The organism is Streptomyces sp. SID9727 (assembly GCF_010550605.1).
In the GTDB taxonomy this organism is placed as follows: domain Bacteria; phylum Actinomycetota; class Actinomycetes; order Streptomycetales; family Streptomycetaceae; genus Streptomyces.
Genome location: NZ_JAAGNI010000536.1, coordinates 1 through 326 on the forward strand (window position 1 = coordinate 1; position 326 = coordinate 326).

The 326-nt window shown below is 77.9% G+C and carries 1 pseudogene; it reads right to left on the reverse strand.

From position 1 onward, the window contains the following. Nucleotides 1–326, reverse strand: a pseudogene (locus tag G3I41_RS36265) (hypothetical protein); the annotation flags it as partial.

Consider the following 326-nt stretch of genomic DNA (forward strand, 5'->3'; position numbering starts at 1 on the left):
CGGGCCCCGGGAGGCGGGCAGCAGGCCGGCGGGCGGCACGTACGGGCCGGTGGGGCCGGTCTCGACGGCGGGACCGCCGAAGCCGTCCTCGTCCGGCTCCGCGTCCTCGGGTCGCGGCACCGGGCTGTAGCCGCACAGCGCCTCCTCGGCCGCCCCGGCGGCGAGACCCGTCAGGACGACGCGTCCGTCGTCGCAGACGAGCACCGTGCGCGCGGTGATGTTGCGGTGGGTCCAGCCGTGCGCGTGCAGCACGCGCAGCGCGGTGAGCACGTCGGAGCCGATCTCGGCGGCCCGGTACGGATTCAGCGGGCGCTCCGCGAGCAGCG